5 protein-coding genes and 1 tRNA gene are annotated in these 7,267 nt (G+C 69.9%); 1 reads left to right on the forward strand and 5 read right to left on the reverse strand.

Going from position 1 to position 7,267, the window contains the following annotated elements; all coding sequences use genetic code 11:
• Nucleotides 1-130: 130 nt before the first annotated feature.
• The 3 genes from selB to ACYVKX_RS01000 form a co-directional block, all read right to left on the reverse strand.
• On the reverse strand, nt 131-1,942 hold the full coding sequence (gene selB / locus ACYVKX_RS00990; protein ID WP_460828637.1) for a selenocysteine-specific translation elongation factor: 1,812 nt from the start codon (nt 1,940-1,942) through the stop codon (nt 131-133).
• Nucleotides 1,939-3,282, reverse strand: coding sequence for an L-seryl-tRNA(Sec) selenium transferase (selA, locus tag ACYVKX_RS00995; protein ID WP_460828638.1), 1,344 nt, complete (start codon nt 3,280-3,282; stop codon nt 1,939-1,941). The genes selB and selA overlap by 4 nt, the downstream gene beginning before the upstream one ends.
• A 55-nt stretch (nt 3,283-3,337) precedes the next feature.
• Nucleotides 3,338-3,433, reverse strand: a tRNA-Sec gene (locus ACYVKX_RS01000).
• A gap of 139 nt (nt 3,434-3,572) precedes the next feature.
• On the opposite strand from ACYVKX_RS01000, the gene selD reads away from it, so the two are divergent.
• Nucleotides 3,573-4,568 (forward strand): selenide, water dikinase SelD, encoded by a 996-nt coding sequence (selD, locus tag ACYVKX_RS01005; RefSeq protein ID WP_460828639.1) that lies wholly within the window; start codon nt 3,573-3,575, stop codon nt 4,566-4,568.
• Nucleotides 4,569-4,736: 168 nt separating this feature from the next.
• Here selD and ACYVKX_RS01010 read toward each other — a convergent pair whose 3' ends face one another.
• Both ACYVKX_RS01010 and ACYVKX_RS01015 read right to left on the reverse strand, forming a co-directional pair.
• Nucleotides 4,737-5,963, reverse strand: coding sequence for a hypothetical protein (locus ACYVKX_RS01010; protein WP_460828640.1), 1,227 nt, complete (start codon nt 5,961-5,963; stop codon nt 4,737-4,739).
• 47 nt (nt 5,964-6,010) lie between these two features.
• Nucleotides 6,011-6,625, reverse strand: a complete 615-nt coding sequence (locus tag ACYVKX_RS01015) for a hypothetical protein (protein ID WP_460828641.1) — start codon at nt 6,623-6,625, stop codon at nt 6,011-6,013.
• Nucleotides 6,626-7,267: the final 642 nt, after the last annotated feature.

Consider the following 7,267-nt stretch of genomic DNA (forward strand, 5'->3'; position numbering starts at 1 on the left):
CTCGGTGCCACCGGCCCGTCAGGAGATCCTGGACGCTCTGGTCAAGCGAGCCGAGGAGCTGTCGGCGATGCACACCCGCAACTTCATGTGAATCCCGGACTTCATGTGAAGAGTCCGCACCGTAGCGGGCTCAGCGGGCTACTTCGCGGTGGTGGTTGTCGAGGCGTCGGGTCCGGCCGTGGTGGTCGAGGTGTTCTAGTAACGGGATGATTGCTCGTCGGGTGGTGTTTAGTGTTTGGCGGGCGGTGCTGGTGGTGAAGGGTTGTTCCAGGCGGGCGAGTTCACGCATGGCCAGGGTGGGGGCGGTGGGTAGGAGTACTACGGTGTCGTCGAGGAGCAGCAGTCGTCCTGCGCGCTCGGCTGCGGCTAGTTCGCGGGTGCCGAGGCCGAGGGCGGCCAGCTCGTCGGCTCGGGGGGCATCGAAGGGGTGTTCGGTGAGTCTTGCCTCGAGGGCGGTGATGGGTGCCTCGGCTGTGCCGAGGTCTGTTGTGCTGCCGGGGAGGCGGACCCGCCCGTCGGCCTGTTCGAGGCCGGCGTCGGTGACCAGCCGCGGTAGGAAGCGTCCGGCGGGGTGGCCGAGTTGGTTGCGGAGCGTGCCCAGCGAGACGCCGCCGGCCAACGGGTCCTGGCGGTGGGCGGTCTCCACGATCGTGCGCACCTGGTCGCGCCACTGTGCGTAGGACGGCTGGTGCACCCACCACTGGTCGATCTCGGTGATGTCGGCTGGTGGCGGGTCGGGGAGGGAGAGACCGAGCCGTCGCAGCGCGGATCGCTCCACTGCTCCGTGGCGGGCCAGGGTGGCGATGAGGTTCCCGCCCGGGTCGGTGGCCGCGAGCGCTGCTGCGCGTCGTGCTCCGTCGCCGCGGCGGCGCAGTGGCGGCGGATCGGGGTCGAGGACATGAGCCCCGCCGAGGACCCGGCGGGCACCGGGGTCGTGCAGCAGCAGCCGGTCTCCCACGACCAGCGGGAGCGGCCGGTCCAGGGTGATGCGGGCGTGGTCGGGGTCGAAGCGCCGCAGCCGGGCCGGGATGGCCGCGGTGCCGACATGGGCGGTGAGCTGCTCGGGCGCCTGGTCCCACGGGATCCTGCCGGTGCGACGCACGTCCACGACCACGGTGAGCGGCCAGGCGCCGGGGGTCAGCAGGACATCGCCGCGGACAACGTCGTCCATGGCGACGCCGCGCAGGTTGAGCGCGGCCCGGTCGACCGGGGCCAGGTACTCGTGGTCGGCGCCTTTGCTCTGCAGGCCACGGATAGTGACCTCACGAGGCTGCCCGCCGGAGCCGATCAGCGTGAGGTAGTCCCCGCGAGCCACGCTGCCTTCCGCGAGGGTGCCGGTGACGACCGTGCCGGCGCCGGTGATCGTGAACGCGCGATCGACCCAGAGCCGCACGTCCGCGTCGGGGTCGGGGGCGGGCACACCGGCCAGGACGTCGTCGAGCGCGGATCGGAGGTCGTCGAGGCCGGTGCCGTCCTTCGCCGAGACCACGACCGCGGGGGCCTCGGCCAGACCCGTGCCGGCGAGCTCGGCGCGCGCCTCCTGCAGCGTCTGCTGGACACGGCCGGGAGCACGGTCGGGGGCGCGGTCGGCACGGGAGATCACCAGGAGCCCGTGCTCGATCCCGAACGCGGCCACGGCGTCGCGGTGGTCGGTGGACTGGGCCGACCAGCCCTCGTCGGCAGCGACCACGAAGCACACCACCGGGGTCGGTCCGAGCCCGGCGAGCATGTTGGTCAGGAACCGCTCGTGCCCCGGCACGTCCACGAACGCCACCTGGCTCCCCGAGGGCAGCCTGGTCCAGGCGAAGCCCAGATCGATGGTGAGGCCGCGTCGTCGCTCCTCTGCCCAGCGGTCGGGCTCCATCCCGGTCAGCGCGCGGACCAGGGTGCTCTTGCCGTGGTCGACGTGCCCGGCAGTCGCGACGACGAAGGACTCCGTCACCGCAGCCCGTCCTCCAGCCTGCTTCCCGGCCCGTCCTTCAGCCCTTCTGGCCTGGGTTTTGGCCCGGGTTCTGGCCGGTGTTCTAGGTCGTGTAGCGCGGTCCGGATCGCGGCGAGGAGACGTCCGTCCTCGGGGGCGGGCACGCACCGCAGGTCGACCAGGCATCGTCCCTCGTGGACCCGGGGCAGGACCGGCGGGTCGCCGCCGCGTAGCCGGGCGGCCGCGGCCTCGGGGAGCTGGACCGCCCACCCGGGCAGCAGGACACCGGCCCCACCGCCGCCACCGACACGCCCGTCGTGGGGCACCACGGGCGCGTCGAGTGCCGCGCCGAGCGCCTCGGCCCGGCGCCGCAGGGTCGACTCGTCGGCGTGCAGCGCCTGATGGACCGGTGGCTCATCCCCGCGCAGTGTGGCCTCGAGCGCGGCCAGGGTGAGCTTGTCGGCCCGGAACGCGCGCGCCAGCGGGTGCCGGGCCAGCCGGCCGATCACATCACCGCGACCCAGGAGGATCCCCGCCTGGGGGCCGCCTAGGAGCTTGTCGCCGCTGACCAGCACCAGGTCAGCGCCCTCGGCGAGCGCGGTAGCGACATCGGGCTCGTCTGGCAGCATCGGGTCCGGTGCGAGCAGGCCGCTGCCGAGGTCGACGACCAGCGGCACCTCGTACCCGTCAGCGAGCTCATCGACGAGCGAGCGGAGCTCGGCCAGCGACACCGACGCGGTGAAGCCCTCGACCCGGAAGTTGCTCGGATGCACCTTGAGCAGACAGCCGCTGTCGGGGCCGAGCACCACCGCATAGTCGGCCACATGGGTGCGGTTGGTGGTACCGACCTCACGCAGCCGGGCGCCGGTCGACTCGATCAGCTCGGGCAGCCGGAAGCCGGCGCCGATCTCGATCAGCTCGCCGCGGCTGACCACCACCTCCCGGCCAACCGCCAGCGCCGTCGTGGCCAGACACAACGCGGCAGCCCCGTTGTTGACCACCAGGACGTCCTCGGCCTGCGGGCAGGCCTCGAGCAGCGCCGCCCGGGCGGCGGCACCCCGCCGGGACCGGTCCCCGGTGGCGAGGTCCAGCTCCACCTCGACGTACCCACTCGCCACCAGCAGCGCGTCCACTGCGGCGCCCGACAACGGCGCCCGGCCGAGGTTGGTGTGCACCACCACGCCGGTCGCGTTGAGCACCGGACGCAGCGAGGTAGACCGGTACGCCGACGCTGCCGCCAGCACCGCGGACTCCACCTCCTCCGGCGCGATCACACCCTCTCGTGCCTGCTGCTGCACGCCACGCACCAACCCCAACAGGTGATCGGTGCGGGGGATCCGGCGACGCGGGTCGGTGGTCATGGCCCTCCTGGCGCCTCGTGGCTGACACCCTTGTGACTGCGCGTCCTGGCGGGTGTGGCGGAGGCGGACGGGAATCGAACCCGCCAGACCGAGATACTCGACCTCACCGGTGTTGAAGACCGGGGGGACCACCAGGAACCCAGACACCTCCCCGCCACACCCATCTAACCATGCACCACCGGTGGCGGCTCCACGTCCATGCGTGGCGCGCAGGTGGACCCATGGGCCGGCCCGTCCGCCGGCGGATGACTCCGCTCCGGTGTCCTACACGGTAGTGCCGCACTACGGTGATGAACGTGACCACGCAGGAACGCCGGCGGCTGACCGACTACGCGCATGGCGGAGGCTGCGCCTGCAAGATCCCGCCCGGCGAGCTCGAGGAGGCCGTCCGCGGACTCACCGGCCAGACCGGAGACGGCATCCTGGTGGGCCTCGACGACGGCGACGACGCGGCAGCGGTCCAGATCGCCGACGGTCTCGCCGTCCTCTCCACAGCAGACTTCTTCACCCCCGTCGTCGACGACGCCTACGACTGGGGACGGATCGCGGCCGCCAACGCACTCTCCGACATCTACGCGATGGGCGGCCGGCCGGTGGTGGCGATCAACCTGGTCGGCTGGCCCCGCGGCGTGCTGCCGATGGAGCTGATGACCGAGGTGCTGCGCGGTGGCCTCGCGGTTGGCGCCGAGGCGGGGTGCCCGGTCATCGGCGGGCACACCATCGACGACCCGGAGCCGAAGTACGGCATGGCCGTCACCGGACTCGCCGACCCCGACCGGCTGCTGCGCAACGACGCGGCCGAGCCCGGTCTCCCGATCACCCTCACCAAACCGCTCGGCCTCGGCCTGCTCAACAACCGTCACAAGGCCACCGGCCAGACCTTCCCCGAAGCCATCGACATGATGACCCGCCTCAACCGCGACGCCTCCGAGGCCGCGCTCGCCGCCGGCTGCCGCGCCGCGACCGACGTCACCGGCTTCGGCCTCCTCGGCCACCTCCACAAGATGTGCCGCGCCTCTGGCGTCGGAGCCGTCATCGACCGAACCGCCGTACCCATCCTCGACGCCGCACGCGTAGCCCTCGCCGACGGTTACATCCCCGGCGGCACCCACCGCAACCTCGACTGGGTACACCCCCACCTGACAACCGGCCCCGACATCACCGCGGACGACCTCCTCCTCCTCACCGACGCCCAAACCTCCGGCGGCCTCCTCATCATCGGCGAAATCCCCGACCACCCCACCATCGGCCACACCACCACCGGACCAGGCATCAACATCCGCTGAACGGTAAACCCACCAGAACCACACACCCGACCTCACCCCGAGGATCAAGCAGTCAGTTTAGATACCCACCTGAGCCAGCGTGTGCCGAGGGTCGCTCTCGTTGATCAGCCCCCGCCGTTGGGAGCAGCAGCGCCTTCGACCGCCCTGGTCGGCAGCCCAATTCGCCCTTCACCTGCAGCCGCGCGCGCCCTCGCGAGTTCCGTCGTCCGCTGACTGGCCTGGGATCTCGAGCGCGCCGTAGGCGACATCGACCTGTGCGAGCCGTTGGGGGTCCAGCACTGGAAGCTGCGCCAGCTGCTTGAAGCGCCCGGTGGAGCGGTTCCAGACCAGGTACCGCTGAGGCAGTCGCGGGGTCCCAGGATTGAAGACGACGAGGCAGTCGCGGTTGAGCCAGTCGAGTTCGAACCACGGGTCGTTACCGGTCGGAGCTCGGACGATGGTGTCGATCGCCAGGTCGGGCTTGGTAATGATGAGGCTGGACCGACGTCCAGACCGGTCGGCGACGGCGAGACCGCCCTCGCCCACCGTGTAGGGCTCGAACGGATTGGATCCCAACTCGAAGTCGAGGGGGCGCTCCTCGCTGACGCGCAGGTCCGGTCGGTAGGTCAAGAGATCTGGACTCGGACCGCGACGAAGCGAGACCGGCGCTCCGGTTGCCGTGTCGAACTGGACGACGCGGCGAGGCGCGTAGGCGAACGGTACCTCCAGTCTCCGGACCTGGCGCCGTTGGACGTCGACGGTTGCCTGCAAGTGCTCCCCGTTCGCGCTCCACCAGAACACCAGTCGGTCGTCGGGACTCCACTGGGGAACCCATGCGACTCGGCGACCGCCGTCAGGGTAGTAGTAGCTGACGCGTGCGGTACGGAGATCCATGACGCCCACGGGCCCCTTGGCCGTGCCGCCGTCCGATAGGTGCCGGGCGGTCGGGAATGCCCAGAACCGTCCGCTGGGAGACAGTCGCCCTCCCCAGGTGGTATCGACTCCGACATAGGTGTCCGGTCCGAGTCCGAGGTCGCTCATCCGCAATGAGCGCCATTGTCCATCTGAGCCGACGAAGTAGGCGATCTGGTCATCCCATCCGGTCACCTGCACAGGCACGTAGGAAATGACCCGGGCCACCGCGCGGCCGGGAGGATCATCAAGCAGTGGGACGGTCTGCGCTAGCGGAGGAGGCACGAGGGTTCGAGGAAGGTTGGACTCGACCAGTGGCACATCGTCGCGATCGAGGTCGACCGTGACGACCCTGGGCCCCGCTCCCGCTGGGTCGCTCGACGGACTCTCGCCAGAAGGAGGACCGGGCTCGCCCTGCTCCAACGTGCAGCCGGACGCGATAAGGGCGAGGACAAGGACCGGGCCCATCAGCCGACGCGACGCAGCCCCTGCCCCCTTGGTCATCTGATCACTTGATGCGCTTGAGTTCCCGTTCGACCTCGCCAATCCCGTCAACAGGTGATGGTGCGGTTATCTTCGACCTTGCCCGTCGCAGTTAGCAGTTCCTGGCACACGGTGGGACCCGCGGACACCAGCGAACCATACCGCTCAGTCCTGTAGCGGCCATCCGAGCACCGCCGGTCTCGGGGGTTCGGCAACCCGGTGTCGTTCGAGATGCGCCACACCCACGCATTCTTGGTCTTGCATGACTCGAGGCGACGGAAATACTGAGTGCGGTAGCCGTCCGGCAAGTCGACAGTATCGATCCGGTGGTACCCGTTCCCGTTGCAGTACGAGTTGGAGATGGGCGGGTTTCCGGAGGCACACGGGTTGCAGATGTTCCAGTAGTTCCTGGGGTCCCAGTTGGGATCGCGTGCGTAATCGCTGCACTCATCCCATGTCGCCGGCACAGCGGCCGCGCGCGGTGTCAGCCTGGGAATGAGATCTAGGGAAGCGACCCCTGCGGCCATTCCGGTCGATATCAGACCCTTGAATAAGGCCCGCCGCCCGAAGACATGCTTCACCAGCGCCTTGCGTACGGCGCTGGCGCGAGCGCCAGGAGGCGCGTGGTCTGCAGAAGGCACGAGGTCGAGCAGTCCCAGCTCTGAGTGGTTGGTCTGGCTCACTGGTGGACCTCCAATGCGGACGTGCTGATTGAGGCGACAACAAGAGCGGTGTCCCGACTACGGCGAGCAGCCAGTGTGCGAACACCCCTGAATGCTCTCACGGCAGAGCGAAGCTCGCCCGCTCGAGTAGTTGTTTTCGCGGCTTCCTGCGGACCTCGACGGGCTCGCGGCGCCGCAGGTGGACCAGCTCGACCGTGGCCCCGAGCAGCTGGTGCTCGACCGGCGCGCCGACTCTGAAGACGTACCTTCGATGACCTCCTCGCGGAGCGCGACGGGGATGTAACGGGGATGTAGTGGACGCCGAACTGGTGGAGAAGCACCTTCTCCTCCCCGGCTCGGCGCCTCACACCGTCCAGATCGCGGGGTCATGTCCGACCGTCTGCCGCAGCACATCCGCGAGGGCTTGGAGCATACTGCGGCGCTACAGAAGGCGGGCCTGTCGTGACCGCGCTCTCCACTCAGGGTGGATATCTCGTCACCGACGCTGACCTGCCGAAGGCCTGCTTTCGGTACCGACCGGAGCAGCGACGTGGCTCGCCTTCGTCGGACGATGGGGCAAGTACGTCTCCACCGGGGGAGCCGGGCGCTGGACTGGCCGCTGGTGTGGGACGAGGGCGAGGAGACCGCCATCCAGTCGCCCGA

This window comes from Nocardioides hungaricus (genome assembly GCF_054782915.1).

Excerpts from the sequence above, each read along its gene's own strand:
- selA (WP_460828638.1), bottom strand. The coding sequence starts at position 3,282 with ATGACCACCGACCCGCGTCGCCGGATCCCCCGCACCGATCACCTGTTG.
- selD (WP_460828639.1), top strand. The coding sequence starts at position 3,573 with ATGAACGTGACCACGCAGGAACGCCGGCGGCTGACCGACTACGCGCAT.
- ACYVKX_RS01010 (WP_460828640.1), bottom strand. The coding sequence starts at position 5,963 with ATGACCAAGGGGGCAGGGGCTGCGTCGCGTCGGCTGATGGGCCCGGTC.